Here is a 23975-nt window from a genome sequence, read left to right on the forward strand (position 1 = left end):
GCCCTTGGCGGCGGCCAGCCGCTCGAGCAGGGGGGCGGGCGCGGTTCCGGCAAGGTACACCGCCCGGCCCGCCGCCTGCGCCTCGGCGATCAGCGCGATGGCGGCGGGGTCGCAGGGCAGGAGATCGGCGCGGATCTCGACCCGTCGCGCAAGCTCTGCCGCCGCCGCGTCCACCCGGCCGCCACGGCGCAGCAACGCCCCGAGCGTCGCCCAGGGCGCCTGCCCCAGCCCGGCCCAGAGCAGCTCGGCCCCGGGCGAGGTGCGCAGCAGAGCGTCGTCGGCCAGCACCACCAGCGGCGGCGTCTCAGCCATTCGTGGCCGCCCGCCCGCCGACGAAGACGCAGCCGTCGGTGATCAGCTCGGGCGGGCTCAGGCACAGGCCGCGCGCGACCGACCAGGCGGCCAGAACCTTGGGCACATAGGCGCGCGTCTCGGCATAGGGGGGGACCCCGCCGTGCTTGCGCACCGCCCCCTCGCCCGCGTTGTAGCCCGCCAGCGCCAGCAGTGCGTCGCCGCCGAACTCGCCCATCAGCCAGTCGAGATAGGTGATGCCGCCGCGGATGTTCTCGGTGGCGCGGGTGGCGTCGACGACGCCGAAGCGCGCCGCGGTCGCGGGCATGAGCTGCATCAGGCCCTGGGCGCCCGCCCGGCTGACCGCGTCGGACCGGCCGCCCGATTCGACCGCGATCACCGCGAGGGCGAGGGCGGGCGAGATCCGGGTGCCGACCGAGAACTTCAGGATGTCGCGGCCGTAGGCGTCGGCGATCTGGCGCAGGGTCTGGAGCCGCGGCGACGGGAAGCCCTGCCCCGAGGGCCCTTTCCGCAACGCGCTGAGGGCGCTGTCCACCCGCCCCGCCGGAGAGCGGCCGGAGACCGCCGTCCAGAACCAGTCCTGGGCGTCGCCCGCGGGCGCGAGGGCCACCGCGGCGGGGGGGACGTCGGGGGCGCTCGGCGTCGGCTTCGGCGCAGCGGCGGCGGCAGGGCGCGGCGGGGCCGGCGCGATCTGCACCGTGATCCGCTTCGACGCCCCGGCCTTCGGCGGCTTCACCCGTTTGAAGGTGAAGTCCGGAAACGGCTTCGGCGCATCGCCCCAGCCCGGCGACGCAAGGACGACGGCCGCCGCGATGGCGGTCCCGATCAGATGCAGTTTCATACGGTGCCTGCTCCGCCCCGTTCGTGTTTTGCCAAGCGTTGCAAAGAAAAGCCTGTCGCGCCAGCGGCTTGCGAACATTCGCGCCACTCCGCGGAATTGTGCGTCCTTTCGGAAACGATCTTCGGCGATGACGTGGCTCGCCCCTCAGAAATTATCATTGATAGACAGATGGTTAGGAAAACGCTCCACCTTGGCACCCGACTTCGCCGAGATGACGCGCCAAGGCCGTATTGTTGCCCACATTCTCGGGTCAATTCCCGTCATTCCGATACGGCGCAGGCCCTTCAAGGACGATCTCCTGCAACACGCCCGGCTCGGTAGGGAAACGCAACACGCACTTCGAGGGAAACCAGATCATGAAACTGTTCAAATTCGCCAAGACCTTCCGCAACGACGAAGACGGCGCCGTCACCGTCGACTGGGTCGTGCTGACCGCCGCCATCGTCGGCCTCGGCATCGCCGTGCTGACCTCCGTCACCTCGGGCACCAAGACCGTGACCGAGGCCGTCTCCACGCACCTGAGCGGCACCACCGTCACCACCACGTTCTGATCCGGGTCCACCCGACCCCCGATTGCGCGCGGCCGCCCCTCACCGGGGGCGGTCGTTGTGCTTTCCGGGTCGGATCGTCGGCATGCGCGGTCGGTGGATGCCACGCGGCGATCCGGAAAAGATCACGGATTTACTTGAAGCTTGCCGAAATCCCGCCTGAATCCGCCGTCATACCCGGTTCATCGCAATGGTGCGGTAACGATCCGGTCGGATCGCAGTCTACAGGCCGGAGCGGCCACACCAAGACCTGCCTCAGAAAGGGTAGAGACATGAAATTCTTCAAATTCGCCAAGACCTTCCGCAACGACGAAGACGGCGCCGTCACCGTCGACTGGGTCGTGCTGACCGCCGCCATCGTCGGCCTTGGCATCGCGGTGCTGACCTCGGTCACCTCGGGCACCAAGACCGTGACCGAGGCCGTCTCGACGCACCTCAGCGGCACCACCGTCACCACCACGTTCTGATCCGCCGCGCCGCGGGGCAGAGGTTCGGAAGGCCGCCCCAAGGGGTGGCCTTCCTTCTTTCCGGCAGACCTGTCCGGCCTGGGGTGATCCCCGACCGCCGCGATAACTTCCCGAAAGGACCACGAAAACCCTGCAAGCGCGTCCGAATTCCGCCCCAATCCGGCGTCACAACGGTTCCACCGCAACGGCACGGCCCCGACCAGCTCCCGGTCGGACGATCGAAGGACCGGGGCGCTGCAACGACGATCTCCCGAAAAGGACCTGACCATGAACATCTTCAAATTCGCCAAGACCTTCCGCAACGACGAAGACGGCGCCGTCACCGTCGACTGGGTCGTGCTGACCGCCGCCATCGTCGGACTCGGCATCGCGGTGCTGACCTCGGTCACCTCCGGCACCAAGACCGTGACCGAGGCCGTGTCCACGCACCTCAGCGGCACCACCGTCACCACCACGTTCTGATCCGGCGCGCCGCGCCGAAGATCCTGGCGGCGCCCTCTCCGGGGCGCCGCCGCCACCACACCGGAGCGATCCGGACTGCCCAAGATTTGTCGCAATTCCGCGTTATGCCGGACCGAAGGCGTGGGGCTCACGTCGGCATCTTCGCTGGCGGTACATGAACCGGAGTGCAAGGCCCTCGATGCCCAGACAATACCTCACCAGATTTTTCAGGGACGAAGACGGCGCCACCACTGTGGACTGGGTGCTCCTCACCGCCGGCGCCATGTCGCTGGCCCTGGCCGTGATGGCCACTTTCGGGGACGGGGCCGAGGCCGTCTCGAACACCGTGAGTTCGACCGTTGCAGCACGGCCGACCACCATCAACTGGTAAGCCCGGCACGCCGCCCCTGCGGCGCGCGGACAGGCCCGGAACGCCGTTCCGGGCCATCGCCGTTGCGGAAGCGACGGAACGTCACGAAGCGAATCCATGCAAAGCCCGGATTGTCGGCCTCGTTTTGCCGCATTCCGCGGGCATCCCGGGGCCCGTAACCGCGATCCCCGAGAATCCGCTCTCGCATGCCGCGGCATGCTGCGTCGAAAGGAAGTAATGATGCGTACGGTCTTTGGACTGGTCTTGATCCTGGGACTCGGCCTTGCCGGGTTCGCCGTCTACATGGCGCGCGACTACATCGCCGCCAACCAGGCCGCCCTGGAGGCGGAACGCGCCGCCCGTGGCGCGATCGTGCCGACCCAGGAGGTCTTCGTGATGACCCGGCAGGCCCGCTATGGCGAGCGCCTCGCGAAGGAGGACGTGCGGCTGGTGGCCTGGCCCGCCGACGCGATCCCCGAGGGGGCCTTCACCAGCGCCGACGCGCTGTTCCCCGAGGACAACCGCGAGCCGCGTTCGATCCTGCGGACCATGGAGAAGGACGAGGCGGTGCTGGCCGTCAAGGTCACCGATCCGGGCGTCGACGCCGGCGTCTCCTCGCGGCTGAGCCCCGGCATGCGCGCCTTCGCGATCCGCGTCGACGTCTCCTCGGGCGTCTCGGGCTTCCTGCGCCCCGGCGACCGCGTGGACGTGTTCTGGAGCGGCACCCTGCCCGGCGCCCAGGGCCGCGAGGACGTCACCAAGCTGATCGAGACCGGCGTGCGCCTCGTCGCCATCGACCAGTCCGCCGACGAGGACCGGTCGAGCCCCACCGTGGCCCGCACCGTCACCGTCGAGGCTTCGTCGCGCCAGGTCGCCGCCCTGGCCCAGGCCCAGTCCACCGGCCGCCTGTCGCTGGCCCTGGTCGGCGCCGAGGACACCACGACGTCGGAAGCGGTCGAGGTCGACCAGCGCGAACTTCTCGGCATCACCGAGGAGAAGGTCGTCGAGGTCGAGAAGGAGCGCGTCTGCACGATCAAGACCCGCAAGGGCGCCGAGGTGGTTGAGATTCCGATCGCCTGCAGCACCAACTGAGCGAATTGTGCTAGGGCGAAACGGGCACCCGATGTGGTGCCCGTTTCCGTTCCGGCCGCAAAATCGCAGGACTGTTGCGGCCAGCCCACATAAGCTCTGCCTCTCAACACTCTGTTTATTGAAAAAAAATTGCAACAGGGGCATTATCCGGCAAAAGCCGGGCGAAAGATCCGGTCCCTTGAGTGATCAGAGAGGCAGATCACATGCAGATCGACAGGTTTCTGAAAGCCGCTCTGGTCGGCTTTGCGCTTTCCCTTTCCGCGATACCGGCAGCGCAGGCGGAGACGCTCCGGGTGATGAACGGCGCGACCTCCAGCAGTCTGAACGTGCCGATGAACCGGGCCGTGGTCGTCGAATCCGATGAACCCTTCGCCGAGCTCAGCATCGCCAACCCGTCGATCGCCGACATCTCGACCCTGTCGGACCGCACCATCTACGTGCTCGGCAAGGCGCCGGGCCGCACCACGCTGACGCTGCTGAACGCCGAAGGCCGCCTGATCACCAACGTCGAGGTGCAGGTCGCCCCCGACATCGCGGAGTTCAAGGAACGGCTGCGCCAGATCCTGCCGGGCGAACCGATCGAGGTCCGCACCGCCAACGACGGCATCGTGCTGTCGGGGGTCGTCTCCAGCATGGCGCGGCTCGACCGCGCGCTGGATCTCGCCCAGCGCTATGCACCCGACCGGGTGTCCAACCTGATGAGCGTCGGCGGCACCCAGCAGGTGATGCTGAAGGTCCGCTTCGCCGAGATGTCGCGCTCGGTGCGCAAGAACCTGTCCAGCTCGGTCGCGCTCGGGGTCAACAAGTCGAACCTCGGCGTCACCGCGGGGACCGGCACCCTGGGCCAGGGGAACAACGCCACCAACATCCTGTCCGGCAACGGCTATACCTCGAGCAAGGAAAGCGAGGGCACCATCGCCATCGGGCTCGGAACCGACGCGATCCGCTTTGCGGTGCTGCTGGAGGCGCTGGAAAGCAAGGGCGTCGTGCGCACCCTGTCCGAGCCGAACCTGACCGCGCTCTCGGGACAGGAAGCCTCGTTCCTGGCGGGCGGCGAGTATCCGGTGCCGGTGGTCGACAACGACGGCGGCGTGACCATCGACTACAAGCCTTTCGGTGTCGAGCTGACCTTCACGCCCCGCGTCGTCGACCGCGACCTGATCAACCTGCAGCTCAAGGCGGCGGTGTCGGGCCTCGACAACTCGGTGACGTTCAACAACAACGGCTTCTCGGTCAACGCCTTCCGGCGGCGCGAGACCTCGACCGTGGTCGAGATGCGCGACGGCGAGAGCTTCGCGATCGCGGGCCTGCTCCAGGACGACTTCCAGGATCTCGCGGGCCAGGTGCCATGGCTCGGCGACATTCCGGTGCTCGGCTCGCTGTTCCGCAGCGCCAACTACGAGCGCAACCAGAGCGAGCTGGTCATCATCATCACCCCGCACCTCGTGACCCCCACCCGGGGCGAGGCGCTGGCCCTGCCGACGGACCGCGTCACCCTGCCCTCGGAGTCCGACCTGTTCCTGTTCGGCAAGACCACGGGCAGCAACCGGCCGACCCGCGGCGCCGCGTCGGAACTGGCGAAACAGGACTTCAGCGGGTCCTACGGCTATGTGATGGAGTGAGCGGCATGCGTGGACACCTGACTTCGGCCGCCCTCCTGGGCACCGCCCTCGCCCTCGGCGCCTGCACGTCCGAGAATTCGACCTTCCTGACGGGCTTCACCCAGCCCGCCGGCGCGTTTCTCGACGAGGGACAGTTCGGCAACGCCACCATGATCAACATGCAGGCGCAGAAGGCCTGCGCCAACAAGCCCAAGGGCTATATCGTGCCCGATCCCGTGGTGGTCCTGGATCCCGACGAATACCTCGATCCGAAGAGCCCGCAGCCCGAGGTCTACACCACGCCGCGCTATGGCTATGCCCGGTGCTCAGGCACGCTGAACGGCAAGTATGCCGAGGTGATCTTCGAGGAATACGTCGAAAGCGCCACCGAACTGCCGCCCGAAAAGCAGTCGACCTCGACCAGCGTCGTCGTTCCGACCGGCGGCTGACGACGCTGCGTCAGGGCGGTGAAATGACCACGAAAATGTCCCTAATCACCGCCCAGTCGCATCTTCCAAGCCTCAATGTCGCCAATATTGCGCAGCATCTTCGCCTGAGAAGAAACCGTGCCGACTCGAACGAGCGCACGCGGACTCTCGGGAGCAGAGGCTGAGCGAGCGACCCCTGCGGTTGCCCGGTCATCCCGCGGGTTCGGCAACCGAAGGAACGAGGCAATGATGACGAACGCCGTAGCGGAAAGCGATCCGGATCCGATCCTGGCCTGTACCATCTGCCGCAACGTGCAGGACTTCGACCTTCTCATCGAGGACATGGAAACGGAACTGGGCGAACGCTGGGGCGATCTGTCCTTCGCGGATGCCACGATCTTTCTGGAACAGCCCGACGCCGCGTCGATGGAGTTCGTCGCCATCGCCATCGACGAGGACGACGAGGCCAACGTCGCCACCATCGCCGAGCTGATCAAGACCGCCGTCCGCCGCGACATCAAGGTGCTGGTCATCGCCGAGGAGATCAGCCCGATGGTGCTGCACCAGCTGCTGAAGCTCGGCGCGAAGGAGTTCGTCCCCTACCCCCTGCCCGAGGGTGCCCTGCACGAGGCCATCGTCCGCCTGCGCACGCCCGAACCCGAGCCGGAGCCGGAGCCAAAACCGCAACCCGCGCCCGTCGCCGAGGCCCCGGCCCTGGTCGCGCCGACCGTCCGCACGGCCCACCCCGCGGGCGGACGCGACGGCGTGGTGCTGCCGGTCCACGGCCTGTCGGGCGGCGTCGGCGCGTCGACCTTCGCGGTGAACCTCGCCTGGGAACTGGCGACGATGAGCAAGGAGGACGCGCCGCGCGTCTGCCTGCTGGATCTCGACCTCCAGTACGGGTCGGTGGCGACCTACCTCGACCTCAGCCGCCGCGAGGCCGTGTTCGAGATGCTGACGAACACCGAGACGATGGACAGCGAAAGCTTCATGCACGCGCTGCTGACCTTCAACGACAAGCTCCACGTGCTGACCGCGCCCGCGGACATGCTGCCGCTGGATCTCATCACCCCGACCGATGTCGAGCGGATCATCGAACAGGCGCGCAGCCATTTCGACTATGTCGTGATCGACATGCCCTCGACCGTGGTGCACTGGAGCGAGGCGGTGCTGAATGCCGCGCACATCTATTTCCTGCTGCTCGAGATGGACATGCGTTCGGCCCAGAACGCGCTGCGCCTGATCCGCGCGCTGAAGGCCGAGGACCTGCCGGTCGAGAAGCTGCGCTATATCCTGAACCGGGCGCCGAAGTTCACCGACCTGTCGGGCAAGAGCCGGGTCAAGCGCCTGGCCGAGAATCTGGACATCACGATCGAGGTTCAGCTGCCCGACGGCGGCAACCAGGTGGTGCAGGCCTGCGACCACGGCCTGCCCCTGGCCGAGATCGCGAAGAAGAATCCGCTGCGGCGGGAGATCCAGAAACTGGCGAAATCCGCGCACGAGCTGAACCGCTCGGTGGCCGCGGGCAGGTAAGAGGTCCGCATGTTCTCACGTTACAGGAAGCAGGACGAGGCGAAGGTCGCGGCCAACGCCGCGCCGAAGCCGCTGCACGCGGTGGCCAAGGCCGCCGCGGCCAAGTTGCCGCAGGGCGCCGCGCCCGCACCGGCCCCCGCGGCCTCGGCTCTGCCGAAGACCGTCCGCGCCGTTCCCCAGACGGTCGCCGCCCAGGTCAGCCCGGAAAGCAAGGAGAAGAAGCGCCGCGAGCGCCTGGGCGAGATCAAGATCGAGATGCACTCGCGGCTGCTGGACAACCTGAACCTCGCCGCGCTCGACAAGGCGTCGGAAAGCGACCTGAAGGCCGAGATCATGGAGATCACGTCCGAGGCGCTGAACGAGATCGGCGTCGTGCTGAACCGCGAGGAACGGCTGACGCTGAACCAGGAGCTTTATGACGAGGTCAAGGGCCTCGGCCCGCTCGAGACGCTGCTGAAGGACGACTCGGTCAACGATATCCTGGTGAACGGGCCGCAGCAGATCTTCGTCGAGCGCAACGGCAAGCTGCAGCTGACCGACATCACCTTCAAGGACGAGCGCCACCTGCTCAGGATCATCGACAAGATCGTGTCCGCCGTGGGCCGCCGCGTCGATGAATCCAACCCCTATGTCGACGCCCGCCTCGCCGACGGCTCGCGCTTCAACGCCATGGTGCCACCGATCGCGGTGGACGGCTCGCTGGTGTCGATCCGGAAGTTCAAGAAGGAGAAGCTCGGGATCGACGACCTGGTGCGCTTCGGCGCCTTCTCGGAAGAGATGGCGCTGTACCTCGAGGCCGCCGTGTCCACCCGCCTGAACGTCATCGTCTCGGGCGGTACGGGTTCGGGCAAGACGACGACGCTGAACGCGCTGTCCTCCTTCATCGACAACTCCGAGCGGATCCTGACGATCGAGGACACCGCGGAACTCCAGCTGCAGCAGACCCACGTGGGCCGGATGGAAAGCCGCCCCGCCAACGTCGAGGGCAAGGGCGCGGTGACGCAGCGCGACTGCCTGAAGAACGCGCTCCGGATGCGCCCCGACCGCATCATCGTCGGCGAAACCCGCGGCGAGGAGGTGATCGACATGCTCCAGGCCATGAACACCGGCCACGACGGTTCGATGACGACGATCCACGCCAACTCGGCCCGCGACGGCGTGTCCCGTCTGGAAAACATGATCGCCATGGCCGGGATCGAGATGCCGATCAAGGCCGTGCGCTCGCAGATCGCCTCGGCCGTGAACCTGATCGTGCAGGCCAGCCGCCTCCAGGACGGCTCGCGCCGCATGACCTCGATCACCGAGATCACGGGCATGGAAGGCGACGTCATCTCGATGCAGGAGGTCTTCCGCTACCAGCGCGTGGGCCTCACCCCCGACAACAAGATCATCGGCCACTTCACCGCGACCGGCGTGCGCTCGCACTTCTCCGAGCGGTTCAGGATGTGGGGCATGCACCTGCCCTCCGAGATCTTCGAACCCTTCAACCCGGGACGTTAAGCAATGGTCATCAGTGCAGAACCGCTCATCTACGGCCTCATCTTCGTGGCCGTTCTGGTGCTGGTCGAAGGCATCTACCTGACGGTCTTCGGCAAGTCGATCAGCCTGAACAACCGCGTCAACCGGCGGCTCGACATGCTGGAGAAGGGCAAGGCACGCGAACAGGTCCTGGAACAGCTCCGCAAGGAGATGGGCCAGCATATGAAGAGCCAGAAGATCCCGCTCTATTCCATGCTGGCGAAGAAGGCGCAGCTGGCAAACATCGCCTTCACGCCGGCGCAGATGATGATGGTCATGGTCCTGCTCGGGGTCATCGCCTATGTCGGCCTGACGCTCCAGACCTCGGCCAGCACCCCGATCCGCATCGCGGTGGCGGTCGGCATGGGGGTCGGCGGCGTCTATGTCTGGGTCAACGGCAAGGCGAAGAAGCGTCTCGCCCTGATGGAAGAGCAGCTGCCCGACGCGGTCGAACTGATGGTGCGCTCGCTCCGCGTCGGCCATCCCTTCGGCGCGGCCGTCAACATCGTGGCGAAGGAGGTGCCCGATCCGCTGGGCACCGAGATGGGCGTGATCGCGGACGAGGCCGCCTATGGCCGGAACGTCGGCGATGCGCTCAAGTCGATGGCCGAGCGCATGGACATGCAGGATCTCCGTTTCCTCGCCGTGGCCGTGACGATCCAGCAGACCTCGGGCGGCAACCTGGCCGAGATCCTCGACGGCCTCGCCAAGGTGATCCGCTCGCGCTTCAAGCTGTTCCGCCGGGTGAAGGCGATCACGGCCGAGGCGAAATGGTCGGGCATGTTCCTGTCGGTCTTCCCGCTGGGCGCGCTGGTGATGATCAACCTGCTGTCGCCGAACTATTACGACGCGGTGAAGGAAACCTCGTACTTCATCCCGGCCTGCCTGGTGGTCGCCGGTTTCCTGGTGGTCAACATCGTCGTGATGAAGGCCCTCGTGAACATCAAGGTCTGAGAGGCCGACATGGAACTGATCTTCGACTTCCTGACCGCGAAACTCGGCCCCGCCGGGCCGCTCTACGCCATTGGCGGGCTTGGGGTGCTCCTGGTCCTGCTGACGCTGCCGGTGCTGCTGAAGCGGCGCGAGGATCCGATGGACAAGCTGGCCAGGCACAAGCGCGCCAGCAAGTCCAACACCGAGGGCGTGTCCCTGCGCCAGGGCAACAAGAACGACAAGCTCCAGAAGTACTCCACCTTCCTCGAGCCGCAGAACCAGGAGGAATACTCCTCGATCCGGCTGAAGCTGATGCAGGCGGGCTATCGCGACAAGACCGCGGTGCGCACCTTCCACTTCGCGCAGTTCGCGCTGGGGCTCGGGGCCCTGATCCTCGGCGCGCTCTACGCGGTGCTGTCCAGCGCCACCGGCACGCCGTCGACCCAGTCGCTGATCCTGTCGATCCTGATCCCCGGCGCCATCGGTTACATGGCGCCGAAGTACTGGGTCACCAAGCGCCAGCAGCAGCGGCGCGAGGAGATCACCAACGGCTTCCCCGACAGTCTCGACATGATGCTGGTCTGCGTCGAGGCCGGCCAGTCGCTGGACCAGTCGATCGTCCGGGTGTCGAAGGAGATCCGCGCCGGCTATCCCGCCCTCGCCGACGAGTTCGAGATCGTCAGCCACGAGATCAAGGCCGGCAAGGACAAGGTCGAGGTGCTGCGCGACATGAGCGAGCGGGCGGGCGTCACCGACGTGGCGAGCTTCGTGACCGTGCTGATCCAGTCCGCGACCTTCGGCACCTCGGTCGCCGAGGCGCTGCGCGTCTTCTCGGCCGAGATGCGTGACAAGCGCGTGATGCGGGCCGAGGAGAAGGCAAACACCTTGCCGACGAAGATGACCCTTGCCACAATGATGCTGACGGTTCCGCCGCTGCTGATCATCCTGCTGGGGCCGTCGATCTACAACATCGTCGAAACGCTCGGCAAATTCAAAATGTGAGGCGCATGGCGCATCCGAAGCCCATCCTCGTGATGATGGTCCTGCTGCTGGCCGCCTGTGGAAACACCGGCGGCTTCGGCCGTTCCGGGGACAACCCCTATGCCCCCGGCCCCGCCACCCGCGGCGAAAGCGTCGACGGGCTGCTGGTCGGCCACCGGCTGATGGCGGCACACGAGTACGAGCTGGCGCTGAAGGCCTATTACCGTGCCGCCGCCGAACAGGGCACCACCGTCGACGTGCTCTCGGCCATCGGCTCGGCCAACCTCAAGCTCGGTCGTCTCGGCCAGGCGGAACGGGTGCTGCGCCGGGCGGTCGAGAAGGACGAGACCTTCGTGCCCGCCTGGAACAACCTCGGCGTCGTGCTGATGGAACGGCGCAAGTACCCCGAGGCCGAGCGGGTGTTCCGCACCGCCTTCGCGCTCGATAGTGGCGAAAGTGACGACATTCGGGCGAATCTTGCCCTCGCCCTCGCCAGAATCGAAAAATCGACATATGCTCCCGAGGATAACAGCAACTTTGCGCTGGTTCGGCGGGGCTCGGGCGAATACCGGATCCTGTCCCGGACCTGAAGCAGAGACATCGAGAGCAGGACAAGGACGCAGGCACATGCGCCACCCACTGATTCTGACGCTCTGCCTCGGCAGTGCAATGGCCCTTGCGGCCTGTGACCGCTCGGGCAAGGCCGAGGTCGAACGCGCGTTGAAGGACGTCAACGTGATCGACGAGAGCAACCTGAACGACATCATGCTGACCGTGGCCGACCCGAACGAGGCGGTCGCCTATTTCAAGCGGGCGAGCGACGAGAACCCCGACCGGCTGGACCTCCAGCGCGGGCTCGGCAACTCGCTGATCCGCGCCAAGCGCCCGGCCGAGGCGGTGGCGGTCTGGAGCAAGGTCGCCCAGGCCCCCGGCGCCACCCCCGAGGACCGCGTCGACCTGGCCGACGCGCTGATCCGCTCGGGCGACTGGAAGAAGGCCGAGGCCGAGCTGGACCGCGTGCCGCCGACCCACGAAAGCTACAAGCGCTACAAGCTGGAGGCGATGGTCGCCGACAGCAACAAGGAGTGGCAGAAGGCCGACAGCTTCTACGAGATCGCGGCGGGCCTGACGACGAAGCCCGGCGGCGTGCTGAACAACTGGGGCTATTCCAAGCTGACCCGGGGCGACTACAAGGGCGCCGAAAGCCTGTTCACCCAGGCCCTCGTGCAGGAGCCGGACCTTTTCACCGCGAAGAACAACCTGGTGCTGGCGAGGGGCGCGCAGCGCAACTACGACCTGCCGGTGGTCGAGATGACCCAGGTCGAACAGGCGCAGCTGCTGCACACGATGGCGCTGACGGCGATCAAGCAGGGCGACGTTTCGATCGGCAAGGGTCTTCTGCAACAGGCGATCGAGGCGCATCCGCAGTATTTCGACGCTGCCGCCCGCTCGCTCGCGGCGCTGGAAGCCAACGTCCAGAACTGACGATGCTCGAGCTGCCCGCCAGCGCGGCCCTGTGGTTCCTGCCCTTCGTCGCGCCGATCTGCATCTGGGTCGCCTGGAACGACATGGCCCACATGAAGATCCCGAACAAGGCGGTGATGGCGCTGTTCCTCGTCTACCTGCTGGTCGGCCCCCTGGCCCTGCCGCTGGAAACCTGGCTCTGGAACTGGGTCAACCTGGTGGTGGTGCTGGCCGCGGGGTTCTTACTGAACATGGCCGGCGGGCTTGGCGCGGGGGATGCGAAGTTCGCCGCCGCCGCCGCGCCCTTCGTGATGCCGGGCGACCTGGACAACCTGCTGCTGCTCTTCGCGGCCATCGTGCTGGCTTCCTTCGTCACCCACCGCGCGGCCCGCGCGATCCCCGCGGTGCGCCGCGCCTTCCCCGACTGGGTCAGCTGGACCCACCGCAAGTTCCCGATGGGCCTGCCGCTTGGCGCGATGCTGCTGTTCTACCTCGGGCTCGCCGCGCTCGACGGCATCAGCCCAGCCGCAGCAGGATAAGCCGGGGACTGCGATAGACCTCGGTCAGGGGGATGTCGCGGGCCCGTACCTCGTCCACGACCACGCGCCGGGTCCTTGGGCTGATGGCGCAGGTCGGCACCAGCAGGTAGTCCGCGTTCTTGATCCCCGGAACCCCTTCATACCGCCAGGGCGCGCCGCCCTTCAGCCAGGCCATCCTGTCGCTGAACATCGGCAGCGGCGACAGCAGGTCCGCCACCAGGATCTGGGTGCCGTCGGCGAAGCCGCTCCGCTCCAGCTCGCGCGCCTCGGCCTCGAACCACAGGGTCATCCCGTTCTCGAGGGAACAGACCGGCAGGGTCTCGCCCAGCAGCACCGTCGGCGCGTCGCGGTCCGCGTCGGGGGCCATCCCCTCGACCTCGCCGCCCGCGCGTTCGCCGTCGATCTGGAGGTTCACCTGGTACTTCCGCGCGTTCGGGATCAGGAAGTCGGAGTGCCGCGCGCTCCGGGCGAAGACCGGGGAATAGCCGGCGGGATCCTCGACGAAGTGGCGCAGGGGGCTGAAGGCCATGTTCAGGAACGAGGGCGAGCCGAGCGCCAGCAGCGCACAGGCCACCATCGTCAGCGCCGGGCGCAGCTCCCACCCCCAGCTATTCCTCGACCCCGGCCCGGGCCGCAGCACAAGGAGCGCGAGCGCCAGCCAGAGCGACCACTGGGGATCGTTGCCGAAGTTCTGGTAGGTGATGTAGACGAACCCCGGAAGCAGCAGCAGCACCACGAGCCCCGCCCCCTTGCGCCCGGACTGTCGCAGAAGCACGACCGCCAGCAGCGCAAGAAGGTGCATGCCGAGGAACAGCGGCGCCGTCATCGCCTGGTCCAGCGGCCTGCTGGGGAAGGGGCGCACCTCGGACCTGGCGGTCACGATCAGGTCGTTCGCATAGGCCTGCCAATACGCGGGCCCAAGCAGCAGCGTCAGCCCCGCCAGTGCCAACGCCCCCGCCACGAGCCCCGCCACCAGCGTGCTCCGGGCCCCGCGCAGCAGCAGGGCGAGGATCGTGAGCGGCGCCAGCACCACGGCATAGGTGATCTTGATCATCACCACCGCCACCAGCACCAGCGCGATCAACGCGCCGTCAAGCCAGGGGCGGTCGCGCCCGAGCGGCGGCAGGACAGCCAGGGTCAGCGCCACGAAACAATATCCCCAGGCCCACCGATTGTAATGCATCGACATCGAGATGTTGGGATCGGCGCCGCCATGGACCAATGCCATCACGGTGACGACGACCAGCAGCGCGAAGCCGTAGCCAAGCCAGCCCGAGAACCGGCTCGACGCCGCGCGCAGCAGCGCGGGCACCAGGGCCAGGGCCACCAGCATCTGCCCCATGTGGACCGCCATCCCGATCCCCTGCCCCGCCTCGACGAAGACCGCGATGGGCCAGGCCGACAGCAGCCCGAGCGGGGTCATGAAATCCAGGTGCGGCATCTGCCCGTCGGCGATGCGCAGGACGATCTCGAACAGGTGCATCATGTCGCCTTCGTAGCGGTCGGCGTAAAGCCCGCCGCGCGCCAGGCCCATGGCGCCGAGACCCGCGATCAGCGCCAGGATCAGGGCCAGGAGGCCCAGGGGATACGTCCGCTTCATCTGTCTGTCTCGTCCATCATTTGGCCATATTGGTCTGCGACATCGGGTCCGACGGATCATTGTCCCCCAAGCTGGGCCAAAATCGGGCACCGCCGGGGAATGGACGAGACAAGATGACAACAACCCCGAGGCCCCCGCGATGAACGCTCCCGCTTCCAACGTCCTGGCACCTCCGCCGCCGCGCACGCTTGAAGCGATGCAGCTGCCGCCGGTGATGATGCGCGACATCCTGTTGAAGACGATGTTCCGCATGAACCTGGAACACGTCACCGACATCGCGCGGGTGATCTGCCTGCCCGTCAACGTCACGCAGGAGCTGGTCGACGCCGCGCGGATGCAGAAGCTGGTCGAGGCGACCGGCACGCTGCACGCCACCTCGTCCTCCGAGATGGGCTATACCCTGTCGGACGCGGGCAAGGCGCGGGCGCTGGATGCGCTGTCGCAGTCGGAATACTACGGCGCGATGCCGGTGCCGCTCCAGGTCTACGCCGAGCAGGTGAAGCGGCAGTCGATCCGCAACATCCAGATCACCCGCACCCAGCTGACCCGCGCCATGGGCCACCTGATCCTGCCCGACGACCTGCTCGACAATCTCGGCCCCGCCGTGGGCTCGGGCCGGTCGATCCTGATGTACGGCCCGCCGGGCAACGGCAAGTCCTCGATCTCGAACGGGGTGCGCGACGCCATCGGCGACAACATCTATGTTCCCCGGGCGATCGAGTATTCGGGCCAGGTCATCACCGTCTACGACCCGATCGTGCACACCGCGGTCGAGGAGGAACAGCAGGATCCGCACGCGCTGCGCCGGATCACCCGCTTCGACACCCGCTATGTCCATTGCCAGCGGCCCACGGTGGTCACGGGGGGCGAGCTGAACCTGTCGATGCTCGACCTCGTCTACAACCCGACCTCGCGCACCTATCAGGCGCCGCTGCAGCTGAAATCCACCGGCGGAATCTTCATCGTCGACGACCTCGGCCGCCAGGCCGACCCGCCGCAGGCGCTGATCAACCGCTGGATCGTGCCGCTGGAAGAGGGCAAGGACATCCTCGCCCTCCAGTCGGGCGAGAAGTTCACCGTGCCCTTCGACACGCTGGTGATCTTCTCGACCAACTTCCACCCGAACAAGATCTTCGACCAGGCCGCGCTGCGCCGGATCTTCTACAAGATCAAGATCGACGGGCCATCGCAGTCCGACTACCTCAAGATCTTCGCGCTGGTGGCGAAGAAGAAGAAGGTGCCGCTGAACGAGGAGACGCTGATCCACCTGCTGAAGAAGAAGTATCCGACGATCAACAACGTCTATGCCAACTATCAGCCGGTGTTCCTGATCGACCAGATGATCGCCATCTGCGAGTTCGAGGGCATCCCCTACCAGATGTCGCCCGAGCTGATCGACCGCGCCTGGGCGAACATGTTCGTCAGGGAAGAGGAGATCGTGCGCTGAGCCGCCCATGGCCGTGGCGGCGGGCCGTGCTAGGATAGGGAAAAACCCCTCAAGCCAAGGAACGCCGCCATGTCCCTCTCCAACATCCAGCGCGAATGGGAAGTCTTCGCCACCCTCGGCAAGCCCGGTATCGGCGCCGTGCGCGAGGTGATGCGCGACCACCTGCTGGTCCATGTCGAAGGCTACGGCGAGGTGCCCGTGACCGCCGACCAGATTTCCGAAGCCCATGACGGCAAGGTGATGCTGGACATGGACGCGCTGAACGACGAACTGCGCGCCGCCATCGCCCATGCCCACGACGCCGAGCCGCGTTGAGTCGGGTTGAGCGCGGCCCCATCGCCAAGCCGGCGTGTGCGCCCTAGATAGGGCGCATGGTCACCCTCCCCGCCCGCTTCCACGACTGGTTCGCCACCCGCGGCTGGTCGATCCACCCGCACCAGCAGGAGATGCTGGAGCGCGCCGATGCGCCCGCGCTCCTGCTGATCGCGCCCACCGGGGGCGGCAAGACGCTTGCAGGATTCCTGCCTTCGCTGGCCGATCTGGCCTCGGGGCAGCACGAAGGCTTGCACACCCTCTACATTTCACCGCTGAAGGCGCTGGCGGCCGACATCCGCCGCAACCTCTCGACCCCGATCACCGAGATGCGCCTGCCGATCCGGGTCGAGGACCGCACCGGCGACACGTCCTCGACCGCCAAGCGCCGCCAGCGGGCCGATCCGCCGCACATCCTGCTGACCACGCCGGAAAGTCTGGCGCTGCTACTGAGCTATGAGGACGCGCCGCGGATGTTCGCGGGGCTGAAGCGGGTGGTGGTGGACGAGATCCACGCGCTGGCCGAGTCGAAGCGGGGCGACCAGCTGATGCTGGCGCTGGCGCGGTTGCAGACACTGGTGCCGGGCCTGCGCCGGGTCGGTCTGTCGGCCACCGTGGAGGACCCGCAGGCCATCGCCTGCTTCCTTGCCCGCCACCCCGACCCCTGCGAGATCCTCCATGCCGATCCCGGCCCCGACCCCGACATCGCGATGCTGGAGACCGAGACCCAGCCGCCCTGGGCCGGGGGCGGCGGCGCCTACGCGATCCCGGCGGTGCTGGAACAGGTGCGCGCCCACAGGACCACGCTGATCTTCCACAACACCCGCGCGCAGGCAGAAATCTTCTTCCACAACCTGTGGCTCGCCAACGAGGACGCGCTGCCCATCGGCATCCACCACGGTTCGCTCTCGCGCGAACAGCGCATGAGGGTGGAGGCGGCGATGGTCGCGGGCACGCTGCGCGCGATCGTCTGCACCGGCTCCCTCGACCTCGGGATCGACTGGGGGGACGTCGACCTGGTGATCCAGGTCGGCGCGCCGAAGAACGTCAAGCGGCTGGTGCAGCGGATCGGCCGCGCGAACCACCGCTACAACGCGCCCTCTAAGGCGCTGCTGGTGCCCGCGAACCAGTTCGAGATCGTCGAATGCGTCGCCGCTCTGGAGGCGGTGAAGGCCCGCGCGCTCGACGGCGATCCGCGCGGCCCCGGCCCCCGCGACGTGCTGTGCCAGCACATCCTGATCGTCGCCTGCGCGGGGCCCTTCGCGGCCGACGACCTGTTCGCCGAAGTGAAGACCGCGGGCGCCTATGCCACGCTCACCCGCCCCCAGTTCGACGCCTGCCTCGATTTCGTGGCGACCGGCGGCTATGCGCTCAAGGCCTACGACCGCTGGCAGCGGCTGAAGCAGACCGACGGCCTCTGGCACCTGCGCGACCCCCGCGCGGCAAGGCAGATCCGCATGAACATCGGCACGATCCAGGACACCGACACGCTGAAGGTGCGCCTTCGGAACATGCGCGGGGGCCAGCCGCTCGGCGAGGTCGAGGAGGGCTTCGCCGCGACCCTCACGCCCGGCGACACCTTCCTGATCGGCGGCCAGATCGTCCGATACGAAGGCCTGCGCGAGATGACGGTCGAGGTCACGCGCCGCGCCGACAAGGAGCCGAAGATCGCCACCTTCATGGGCACCAAGTTCGCCACCTCCACGCAGCTGTCGCAACGGATCCTGCGGATGTTCGAACAGGACGACTGGCCCGAACTGCCCGCCCACACCCGCCAGTGGCTCCACCTCCAGCGCGACCGCTCGCAGCTGCCGAAGCCCGACCGCCTGCTGGTCGAAAGCTTCCCGTGGCGGGGGCGCGAGCACACCTGCATCTACGGTTTCGCCGGGCGCAACGCGATGCAGACGCTCGGGCTGCTCGTCACCCAGCGGATGGAGGTCATGGGCCTGCACCCCATGGGCTTCGTCGCCACCGACTACGCCGTGCTGATCTGGGGGCTCGACCGGCTCACCGATCCCGCGCCGCTGTTCGATGGCGCCGACCTGCGCGCAGGTTTCGAAACCTGGCTGGCGGGCAACGCGGTGATGAAGCGCACCTTCCGGGCCAGCGCGATCATCGCCGGGCTGATCGACCGGCAGACCGCCGGACAGAGAAAGACCGGACGTCAGGCGACATTTTCCTCCGACATCCTGTACGACACCTTGCACAAATACGACCCCGACCACGTCCTGATGCAGATCACGCGGGAGGAGGCGCTGAAGGGCCTTGTCGACTTCGGCCGGATCGAGGAGATGCTGGCGCGGAACGCGGGGCGGATCGACCACCTGGTGCTGCCCGGCGTCACGCCGCTGGCCGCGCCGCTGCTGCTGGAACCCGGCAAGGTGCCGATCAAGGGCGCCGCGACCGAACGGCTGCTGGCCGAGGAGGCCGAGCGGCTGATGAGCGAGGTCGGCCTGCCCCCGGTACCGCCGAAGCCGGTCTGGCGGGTGCCGTTCTGAGGGCGCGGACGCGCAAGCCTCTTGAACATTCGCGGAACATTGGTAGCACGGAGAGCATGGACGCCTGCGCATTCACCCTGTCCGGAGAGACGCTGTTCGCCCGCGCCAGCGGTGCCCTGTGGTGGCCCGCCGGGCGGCTTCTGTGCGTGTCGGACCTGCACCTTGGCAAATGCGAGCGGATCGCGCGACGCTCGGGCAACATGCTGCCGCCCTACGAGACGCAGGACACGCTGCTGCGCCTCCAGTCCGAGATCGAGGCGCTGGATCCCGCCCGCGTCGTCTGCCTCGGCGACAGTTTCGACGATCTGGACGCCGCCGCCAGCCTGCCCGAGGCCGAGCGGCTGTGGCTCCTGCGGCTTCAGGCCGGGCGGCGGTGGATCTGGATCGAGGGCAATCACGATCCCGGTCCCGTGGAGTTCGGCGGCACGCACCTGGCCGAACTGCCGCTGCCCCCCCTCACCTTCCGCCACATCGCGCGCAAGGGCGAGGCGGGCGAGGTGTCGGGACACTATCACCCCAAGGCCTGCCTGTCGCTCCGGGGGCGCATGGTGTCGCGGCCCTGTTTCCTCCACGATTCCGACCGCGTGATCCTGCCCGCCTTCGGCACCTATACCGGCGGCCTCCGCTGGGACGATCCGGCGCTGGCGGGGCTGATGCGGCGCGAGGCGACGGCGGTGCTGACCGGCCCCATGGCCCACGCCCTGCCGATGCCGCGGCGGGCCCTGACATGAGCGTGCTGCCCCGCGTCGCCGCCAGCTTCGCGGCGCAGAGCCTGATGCAGACCCTCGGGGCCGAGATGATCTCGGCTGCGGACGGTCGCTGCACCATCGCCGCGCCGATCCTGCCCGGATCGCGCCAGCAGCACGGCTTCGGCCACGCCGGGCTGACCTTCGCCATCGGCGACAGCGCCGCGGGCTATGCCGCGCTGAGCGTGATGCCCGAGGACCGGGAGGTTCTGACCGTCGAGATGAAGATCAACCTCCTGGCCCCCGCCAGGGGCGAAAGGCTGGTGGCCGAGGGGCGGGTCGTGAAGGCCGGGCGGCGGCTGGTGATCGTCAGCGCCCAGGTCTTCGCCGAGGAGGACGGCAGGCGCACTGCCGTCGCCCTCCTCCAGGGCACGATGATGCCGGTCTAGCGCGGGTCGAACCGCGCTTTTCGTCTGCTACTAGCGCCAGGAAGGCCTGACGCCCCTTCGCAGGGATCGGATGTCAGGCTGTCAGCCCCTCCGGTTCCGGAAGGCCGTTCGCCCGGCAGCAGGCGGTGACGGTGTTGGCCAGCAGGCAGGCGATGGTCATGGGCCCGACGCCGCCCGGCACCGGGGTGATGGCGCCCGCCACCTCGGCGCAGCTGTCGAAATCGCAGTCGCCGACGAGGCGGGTCTTGTCGCCGTCGGGGATGCGGTTGATGCCCACGTCGATGACCGTCGCGCCCGGCTTGATCCAGTCGCCCGGCACCATTTCCGGGCGGCCGACGGCGGCCACCACGATGTCGCCGCGCCGGACCGTCTCCTTCAGGTCCTTCGTCCTGCTGTGGCAGATGGTGACGGTGCAGCTGTCGTTCAGCAGCAGCTGCGCCATCGGCTTGCCGACGATGTTCGAGCGGCCGATCACCACCGCCTCCATCCCCGAAAGCGATCCGTGGTGGTCCCTGAGCAGCATCAGGCAGCCGAGCGGGGTGCAGGGCACCATGCTGCGCTGCCCGGTGCCCAGCAGCCCGACGTTCGAGATGTGAAATCCGTCCACGTCCTTCGCCGGGTCGATGGAGTTGATGACGAGGTCTGAGTCGAGGTGCTTCGGCAGCGGAAGCTGGACGAGGATCCCATGCACGCCGGGGTCCTTGTTCAGCTGGTCGACCATCCGCAGCAGCGCCTCCTCCGAGGTGTCCGCGGGCAGGCGATGTTCGAACGAGGCCATTCCCGCCTCCTTCGTCTGCTTGCCCTTCGAGCGGACATAGACCTGGCTGGCCGGATCCTCGCCCACCAGCACGACGGCGAGGCCGGGGGTGATGCCGTGCTCGGACTTCAACCGGGCGACGTGATCGGCCACCTTGGCCCTGACCGTCGCCGCGAAGGCCTTGCCGTCGAGAATGGTCGCGCTCATCGTCGTCTGTCCCCGCTTTCCTTGCGTGTGATCCGCCCGTGGCCCGGCGCATGGACCGGGCCCCCCGGGCACTATCGGGTGAAAGCGGCCCCTGTCCACCCTGGCAAAAGGTCTTGGGGCCGCGTCAGGGTCTCAGAACAGCCCTTCGATCTGGCCGTTCGCGTTCAGCCGGATGCTTTCGGCCGAGGGCACGCGGGGCAGGCCCGGCATCGTCATGATCTCGCCGCAGATGGCCACGACGAAGCCCGCGCCCGCCGACAGCCGCACTTCGCGCACCGGGATGGTGAACCCGGTGGGCGCGCCGCGCTTCTCGGGGTCGGTGGTGAAGGAATACTGCGTCTTGGCCATGCAGACCGGCAGGTTGCCGTAGCCCTGCGCTTCCCATTCCTTCAGCTGGGCGCGGATCTTGCCGTCGATCTGCACGCCGTCGGCGCGGTAGATCTTGGTCGCGATGGCCTCGATCTTGTCGGCGAGGCTCATCTCGTCGGGGTAGATCGGGGCAAAGTTGGCGCTGCCGCCCTCGGCCAGTTCGACGACCTTCGCGGCAAGGTCCTTCGTGCCCTCCGATCCGTTGGCCCAGTGCTTGCAGAGCACCGCCTCGCTCCCTTGCGTGGCGACGAACGCCTTCACCGCCTCGATCTCGGCCTCGGTGTCCGAGACGAAGTGGTTGATCGCGACGACCACGGGCACGCCGAAGCTCTTGACGTTCTCGATGTGGCGGCCGAGGTTTGCGCAGCCGGCCTTCACCGCCTCCACGTTCTCGGTCCCGAGGTCCGCCTTGGCCACCCCGCCGTTCATCTTCATCGCCCGCACCGTGGCGACCAGCACCACGGCCGAAGGAGACAGGCCCGCCTTGCGGCACTTGATGTCCATGAACTTTTCCGCCCCGAGATCGGCGCCGAAGCCCGCCTCGGTCACGACGTAATCGGCCAGCTTCAGCGCGGTCGTCGTGGCGATGACCGAGTTGCAGCCGTGGGCGATGTTGGCGAAGGGGCCGCCGTGGACGAAGGCCGGGTTGTTTTCCAGCGTCTGCACGAGGTTCGGCTGCATCGCGTCCTTCAGCAGCACCGTCATCGCGCCGTCGGCCTTGATGTCGCGGCAATAGACCGGCTTCTTGTCGCGGGTATAGGCCACGATCATGTCGCCGAGCCGTTTCTCGAGGTCCTTCAGGTCCTTGGCGAGGCAGAGTATCGCCATGACCTCCGACGCCACGGTGATGTCGAACCCGGCCTCGCGCGGGAAGCCGTTGGCGACACCGCCGAGGGAAGCCACGACCTGGCGCAGCGCCCGGTCGTTCATGTCGAGCACGCGGCGCCAGCTGACGCGGCGCACGTCGATGTCCAGCGGATTGCCCCAGTAGATCGAGTTGTCGATCATCGCGGCCAGCAGGTTGTGGGCCGAGGTGATGGCGTGGAAGTCGCCGGTGAAGTGGAGGTTCATCTCCTCCATCGGAACGATCTGCGCGTAACCGCCGCCGGCCGCGCCGCCCTTCATCCCGAAGTTGGGCCCGAGCGAGGCCTCGCGAATGCAGATGCAGGCCTTCTTGCCGATGGCGTTGAGGCCATCGCCGAGGCCGACGGTGGTCGTCGTCTTGCCCTCGCCCGCCGGGGTCGGGTTGATCGCGGTGACGAGGATCAGCTTGCCGTTCTCGCGGTCCTTCAGGCTGTCGATGAAGGGCTGGCTGACCTTGGCCTTGTCATGGCCGTAGGGCAGCAGGTCGTCGCTGCCGATGCCAAGCTTCTCGCCGATCTCCTGGATCGGGCGCTTCCTGGCCTCGCGGGCGATTTCGATGTCGGATTTCACACTCATGGCCCGTCCCTGTCCTTGTCCCGGTCGCTGTTTCGCGTGTCCCGCGGCCGATCGCGGCCGCCGCAGGTCCAGCCATACCCATAGGCAATTCCGGTCGGGGTGGGAATTGCGACGTTCGTTTCGCCGAAATCGCCAAGCGGACGGATCATCCCGGAGCGGGTGTTGGAAACGTTGGAACTTTTCCGGCGAATCGGGTGTTTCAGCTACAACAAGGAGAAATCCAGATGCTGAAAGCCACTCTTTTCATTCACGGCGGAATGTTGCTGGGCCTGTCGCTGGCCACGGCGATGTTCATCTGAACACCGGTCCCGCGAAGGGATGCGAAAGCCGGGCCCTCGGGTCCGGCTTTCTGCATTTCCGGGGGTCACGCCCCCCGCCATGCGCGCTGGCCCGGGATGTGGAGCGTCATGCGGTCGCCGAGACGCAGGGTGCCCGGCCGTTCGACCCAGGCGGTGACGCCGCGCAGGCCCTTGGCGGCGGCCTTGAACGCCTTTCCGTGGCCGGGGCGGGCCTGTTCGATGGTCTTTGCGGGAAACTGGCAGGGCTGGTTCAGCATGTCGACGGTGAGCGTGGTGCCGTCCGGGCCCTGCAGGCGGGCGGAGGGGGGCAGATGGGTGAAGTCCGGGATGCCCTCGAGCACGACCGAAGCACCCATCCATGCGGGATCCACGGCGTCGAGGTCCAGCGCGGCGGCGATCTGCGCCAGTTCCCCGGCGCTGACGAGCGACAGCTGGCGGGTGTTCCGGATCTCGGTATCGCGCGGATACTGCGTGGTGACGCGCGAGCAGGAGGGGCGGGTCTCGCCGGAGTGGATGTCCCCCGCATAGCCGCCCCAGCCGAGCGGCATCTCGGTCAGCGCCTCGGTGACGAGTTCCGGGGCGTCGCGGTGGGGGACGGCGCCAAGCCAGGTGATCGTGGCGCTGTGGGTCGTGGCGATGAGGGCGGGCATGGCTGTCTCCGGTCGGCTGCGCCGCGACGTTGGCCCGGGACGGCGCGGGGTGCAAACGGGATTTCGTCTCGGCGGTCCCGACCGCCCCGCGAGGACCGGGCCGCCGCGCGCCCGACTCGGCGTCGGGCCTACCTGCACTCGCATGCGCGCACTCGCGTTGCGGCAGTCGCGACGCATGGGTGTCGGTATCTGT

24 protein-coding genes and 1 pseudogene are annotated in these 23975 nt (G+C 67.5%); 19 read left to right on the forward strand and 6 right to left on the reverse strand.

Features of this window, described 5'->3' with window-relative positions; translation table 11 throughout:
* Together A7B20_RS18860 and A7B20_RS18865 are read right to left on the reverse strand one after the other, a co-directional pair.
* Positions 1-312, reverse strand: a pseudogene (locus A7B20_RS18860) (UbiA family prenyltransferase); the annotation flags it as partial.
* Complete coding sequence (locus A7B20_RS18865) at positions 305-1153, reverse strand: lytic transglycosylase domain-containing protein (RefSeq protein ID WP_102110142.1); 849 nt, start codon at positions 1151-1153, stop codon at positions 305-307. The gene A7B20_RS18865 and the pseudogene A7B20_RS18860, both read right to left, overlap by 8 nt.
* A gap of 356 nt (positions 1154-1509) precedes the next feature.
* Between A7B20_RS18865 and A7B20_RS18870 the strand changes: the two genes are divergently transcribed.
* The 14 genes from A7B20_RS18870 to A7B20_RS18935 all read left to right on the forward strand — a co-directional run bounded on the left by A7B20_RS18870 (position 1510) and on the right by A7B20_RS18935 (position 13068).
* Positions 1510-1704, forward strand: a complete 195-nt coding sequence (locus A7B20_RS18870; RefSeq protein WP_102110143.1) for a Flp family type IVb pilin — start codon at positions 1510-1512, stop codon at positions 1702-1704.
* A 269-nt stretch (positions 1705-1973) separates the two neighbouring features.
* Positions 1974-2168: a Flp family type IVb pilin gene (locus tag A7B20_RS18875; RefSeq protein ID WP_102110144.1), complete on the forward strand. Its 195-nt coding sequence runs from the start codon at positions 1974-1976 to the stop codon at positions 2166-2168.
* 267 nt (positions 2169-2435) lie between these two features.
* Entirely contained in the window at positions 2436-2630 is a 195-nt protein-coding gene (locus A7B20_RS18880; RefSeq protein WP_102110145.1) for a Flp family type IVb pilin, read from the forward strand.
* A 178-nt stretch (positions 2631-2808) separates the two neighbouring features.
* The gene (locus A7B20_RS18885) at positions 2809-3000 is read left to right on the forward strand and encodes a Flp family type IVb pilin (protein ID WP_102110146.1); all 192 of its coding nucleotides are present in this window, start codon (positions 2809-2811) and stop codon (positions 2998-3000) included.
* Between the two features lie 219 nt (positions 3001-3219).
* Positions 3220-4071 carry a Flp pilus assembly protein CpaB gene (gene cpaB / locus A7B20_RS18890; RefSeq protein ID WP_102110169.1) on the forward strand — a complete coding sequence of 284 codons (852 nt, stop codon included), beginning with the start codon at positions 3220-3222 and terminating at the stop codon, positions 4069-4071.
* A gap of 203 nt (positions 4072-4274) precedes the next feature.
* Positions 4275-5693: a type II and III secretion system protein family protein gene (locus tag A7B20_RS18895; RefSeq protein ID WP_102110147.1), complete on the forward strand. Its 1419-nt coding sequence runs from the start codon at positions 4275-4277 to the stop codon at positions 5691-5693.
* A gap of 5 nt (positions 5694-5698) precedes the next feature.
* A complete protein-coding gene (locus tag A7B20_RS21505; protein WP_157937728.1) occupies positions 5699-6121 on the forward strand; it encodes a hypothetical protein in 423 nt (140 codons plus the stop codon).
* 225 nt (positions 6122-6346) lie between these two features.
* Positions 6347-7633 carry a CpaE/TadZ family protein gene (locus tag A7B20_RS18905; RefSeq protein WP_102110149.1) on the forward strand — a complete coding sequence of 429 codons (1287 nt, stop codon included), beginning with the start codon at positions 6347-6349 and terminating at the stop codon, positions 7631-7633.
* A 9-nt stretch (positions 7634-7642) separates the two neighbouring features.
* Positions 7643-9133, forward strand: a complete 1491-nt coding sequence (locus tag A7B20_RS18910) for a TadA family conjugal transfer-associated ATPase (RefSeq protein WP_102110150.1) — start codon at positions 7643-7645, stop codon at positions 9131-9133.
* A gap of 3 nt (positions 9134-9136) precedes the next feature.
* Positions 9137-10105: a type II secretion system F family protein gene (locus tag A7B20_RS18915; RefSeq protein ID WP_102110151.1), complete on the forward strand. Its 969-nt coding sequence runs from the start codon at positions 9137-9139 to the stop codon at positions 10103-10105.
* A gap of 9 nt (positions 10106-10114) precedes the next feature.
* Positions 10115-11086, forward strand: a complete 972-nt coding sequence (locus A7B20_RS18920) for a type II secretion system F family protein (RefSeq protein WP_102110152.1) — start codon at positions 10115-10117, stop codon at positions 11084-11086.
* A gap of 5 nt (positions 11087-11091) precedes the next feature.
* The gene (locus A7B20_RS18925) at positions 11092-11655 is read left to right on the forward strand and encodes a tetratricopeptide repeat protein (RefSeq protein WP_102110153.1); all 564 of its coding nucleotides are present in this window, start codon (positions 11092-11094) and stop codon (positions 11653-11655) included.
* Between the two features lie 37 nt (positions 11656-11692).
* Positions 11693-12550, forward strand: a complete 858-nt coding sequence (locus A7B20_RS18930; RefSeq protein WP_102110154.1) for a tetratricopeptide repeat protein — start codon at positions 11693-11695, stop codon at positions 12548-12550.
* A gap of 2 nt (positions 12551-12552) precedes the next feature.
* The gene (locus A7B20_RS18935; RefSeq protein WP_102110155.1) at positions 12553-13068 is read left to right on the forward strand and encodes a prepilin peptidase; all 516 of its coding nucleotides are present in this window, start codon (positions 12553-12555) and stop codon (positions 13066-13068) included.
* On the opposite strand, the gene A7B20_RS18940 is transcribed toward A7B20_RS18935, so the two are convergent.
* Entirely contained in the window at positions 13046-14668 is a 1623-nt protein-coding gene (locus A7B20_RS18940; RefSeq protein ID WP_102110156.1) for a hypothetical protein, read from the reverse strand. The genes A7B20_RS18935 and A7B20_RS18940 overlap by 23 nt on opposite strands.
* A 139-nt stretch (positions 14669-14807) precedes the next feature.
* Here A7B20_RS18940 and A7B20_RS18945 point away from each other — a divergent pair, with 139 nt between their 5' ends.
* The 5 genes from A7B20_RS18945 (at position 14808) to A7B20_RS18965 (ending at position 20060) form a co-directional block, all read left to right on the forward strand.
* The gene (locus A7B20_RS18945) at positions 14808-16115 is read left to right on the forward strand and encodes an ATPase (RefSeq protein ID WP_102110157.1); all 1308 of its coding nucleotides are present in this window, start codon (positions 14808-14810) and stop codon (positions 16113-16115) included.
* 69 nt (positions 16116-16184) lie between these two features.
* Complete coding sequence (locus A7B20_RS18950) at positions 16185-16430, forward strand: hypothetical protein (RefSeq protein ID WP_102110158.1); 246 nt, start codon at positions 16185-16187, stop codon at positions 16428-16430.
* A 56-nt stretch (positions 16431-16486) separates the two neighbouring features.
* Complete coding sequence (locus tag A7B20_RS18955; protein WP_102110159.1) at positions 16487-18925, forward strand: ligase-associated DNA damage response DEXH box helicase; 2439 nt, start codon at positions 16487-16489, stop codon at positions 18923-18925.
* A 56-nt stretch (positions 18926-18981) separates the two neighbouring features.
* Positions 18982-19656, forward strand: a complete 675-nt coding sequence (pdeM, locus tag A7B20_RS18960) for a ligase-associated DNA damage response endonuclease PdeM (RefSeq protein ID WP_102110160.1) — start codon at positions 18982-18984, stop codon at positions 19654-19656.
* Positions 19653-20060, forward strand: coding sequence for a PaaI family thioesterase (locus tag A7B20_RS18965; protein ID WP_102110161.1), 408 nt, complete (start codon positions 19653-19655; stop codon positions 20058-20060). The genes pdeM and A7B20_RS18965 overlap by 4 nt, the downstream gene beginning before the upstream one ends.
* A 73-nt stretch (positions 20061-20133) precedes the next feature.
* Here the strand turns inward: A7B20_RS18965 and folD are convergent, their stop codons facing one another.
* The 3 genes from folD to A7B20_RS18980 form a co-directional block, all read right to left on the reverse strand.
* Complete coding sequence (gene folD, locus A7B20_RS18970) at positions 20134-21024, reverse strand: bifunctional methylenetetrahydrofolate dehydrogenase/methenyltetrahydrofolate cyclohydrolase FolD (RefSeq protein ID WP_102110162.1); 891 nt, start codon at positions 21022-21024, stop codon at positions 20134-20136.
* Positions 21025-21156: 132 nt separating this feature from the next.
* Positions 21157-22833, reverse strand: coding sequence for a formate--tetrahydrofolate ligase (locus tag A7B20_RS18975; RefSeq protein WP_102110163.1), 1677 nt, complete (start codon positions 22831-22833; stop codon positions 21157-21159).
* A 364-nt stretch (positions 22834-23197) separates the two neighbouring features.
* The gene (locus tag A7B20_RS18980) at positions 23198-23782 is read right to left on the reverse strand and encodes an MOSC domain-containing protein (RefSeq protein WP_102110164.1); all 585 of its coding nucleotides are present in this window, start codon (positions 23780-23782) and stop codon (positions 23198-23200) included.
* Positions 23783-23975 lie beyond the last annotated feature (193 nt).

The organism is Oceaniglobus roseus, assembly GCF_002869745.1.
GTDB classification, from domain to species: Bacteria; Pseudomonadota; Alphaproteobacteria; order Rhodobacterales; family Rhodobacteraceae; genus Oceaniglobus; species Oceaniglobus roseus.

Bases quoted from the DNA above. Each gene is read 5' to 3' on its own strand.
- A7B20_RS18865 (WP_102110142.1), bottom strand. From the start codon at position 1,153: ATGAAACTGCATCTGATCGGGACCGCCATCGCGGCGGCCGTCGTCCTT.
- A7B20_RS18870 (WP_102110143.1), top strand. From the start codon at position 1,510: ATGAAACTGTTCAAATTCGCCAAGACCTTCCGCAACGACGAAGACGGC.
- A7B20_RS18875 (WP_102110144.1), top strand. From the start codon at position 1,974: ATGAAATTCTTCAAATTCGCCAAGACCTTCCGCAACGACGAAGACGGC.
- A7B20_RS18880 (WP_102110145.1), top strand. From the start codon at position 2,436: ATGAACATCTTCAAATTCGCCAAGACCTTCCGCAACGACGAAGACGGC.
- A7B20_RS18885 (WP_102110146.1), top strand. From the start codon at position 2,809: ATGCCCAGACAATACCTCACCAGATTTTTCAGGGACGAAGACGGCGCC.
- cpaB (WP_102110169.1), top strand. From the start codon at position 3,220: ATGCGTACGGTCTTTGGACTGGTCTTGATCCTGGGACTCGGCCTTGCC.
- A7B20_RS18895 (WP_102110147.1), top strand. From the start codon at position 4,275: ATGCAGATCGACAGGTTTCTGAAAGCCGCTCTGGTCGGCTTTGCGCTT.
- A7B20_RS21505 (WP_157937728.1), top strand. From the start codon at position 5,699: ATGCGTGGACACCTGACTTCGGCCGCCCTCCTGGGCACCGCCCTCGCC.
- A7B20_RS18905 (WP_102110149.1), top strand. From the start codon at position 6,347: ATGATGACGAACGCCGTAGCGGAAAGCGATCCGGATCCGATCCTGGCC.
- A7B20_RS18910 (WP_102110150.1), top strand. From the start codon at position 7,643: ATGTTCTCACGTTACAGGAAGCAGGACGAGGCGAAGGTCGCGGCCAAC.
- A7B20_RS18915 (WP_102110151.1), top strand. From the start codon at position 9,137: ATGGTCATCAGTGCAGAACCGCTCATCTACGGCCTCATCTTCGTGGCC.
- A7B20_RS18920 (WP_102110152.1), top strand. From the start codon at position 10,115: ATGGAACTGATCTTCGACTTCCTGACCGCGAAACTCGGCCCCGCCGGG.
- A7B20_RS18925 (WP_102110153.1), top strand. From the start codon at position 11,092: ATGGCGCATCCGAAGCCCATCCTCGTGATGATGGTCCTGCTGCTGGCC.
- A7B20_RS18930 (WP_102110154.1), top strand. From the start codon at position 11,693: ATGCGCCACCCACTGATTCTGACGCTCTGCCTCGGCAGTGCAATGGCC.
- A7B20_RS18935 (WP_102110155.1), top strand. From the start codon at position 12,553: ATGCTCGAGCTGCCCGCCAGCGCGGCCCTGTGGTTCCTGCCCTTCGTC.
- A7B20_RS18940 (WP_102110156.1), bottom strand. From the start codon at position 14,668: ATGAAGCGGACGTATCCCCTGGGCCTCCTGGCCCTGATCCTGGCGCTG.
- A7B20_RS18945 (WP_102110157.1), top strand. From the start codon at position 14,808: ATGAACGCTCCCGCTTCCAACGTCCTGGCACCTCCGCCGCCGCGCACG.
- A7B20_RS18950 (WP_102110158.1), top strand. From the start codon at position 16,185: ATGTCCCTCTCCAACATCCAGCGCGAATGGGAAGTCTTCGCCACCCTC.
- A7B20_RS18955 (WP_102110159.1), top strand. From the start codon at position 16,487: ATGGTCACCCTCCCCGCCCGCTTCCACGACTGGTTCGCCACCCGCGGC.
- pdeM (WP_102110160.1), top strand. From the start codon at position 18,982: ATGGACGCCTGCGCATTCACCCTGTCCGGAGAGACGCTGTTCGCCCGC.
- A7B20_RS18965 (WP_102110161.1), top strand. From the start codon at position 19,653: ATGAGCGTGCTGCCCCGCGTCGCCGCCAGCTTCGCGGCGCAGAGCCTG.
- folD (WP_102110162.1), bottom strand. From the start codon at position 21,024: ATGAGCGCGACCATTCTCGACGGCAAGGCCTTCGCGGCGACGGTCAGG.
- A7B20_RS18975 (WP_102110163.1), bottom strand. From the start codon at position 22,833: ATGAGTGTGAAATCCGACATCGAAATCGCCCGCGAGGCCAGGAAGCGC.
- A7B20_RS18980 (WP_102110164.1), bottom strand. From the start codon at position 23,782: ATGCCCGCCCTCATCGCCACGACCCACAGCGCCACGATCACCTGGCTT.